This is a genomic window from Paraburkholderia sp. SIMBA_054 (genome assembly GCF_046534875.1).
Lineage (GTDB): Bacteria > Pseudomonadota > Gammaproteobacteria > Burkholderiales > Burkholderiaceae > Paraburkholderia > Paraburkholderia hospita.
On the sequence record NZ_JAWRXV010000629.1, the window covers coordinates 1 to 279 of the forward strand.

The 279-nt window shown below is 71.7% G+C and carries 1 protein-coding gene; it reads right to left on the reverse strand.

Annotated features, from left to right (window positions below):
* Nucleotides 1-279: M28 family peptidase (locus SB822_RS56610; protein WP_410859041.1), on the reverse strand; the 279-nt coding region annotated here is incomplete at both ends.

The window sequence follows — 279 nt, forward strand, 5'->3', positions numbered from 1 at the left end:
TGGTCGCCTCGCGCGAGCCGGCGGCGTCGCCCGAGCCGGTATTGAAGGCGTAGATGCGGCCGGCGCCGAAGTCGCTCTCCGCGCCGATCTGGTGCAGCGCCAGTTCGCCAGCCTTTGCGCGGGTTTCGGCATAGGCGCGGCCACCGTACAGGCCCTGCTCCTCGTTGGCGAAGGCGACCACGCGGATGGTGCGCTTGGGCGCCTGCTTGAGCTGGCCGATCAGGTGGCCGGCGGCCATGCTGATGCCCACGCCGGCACCGTCATCGATGGCGCCGGTGC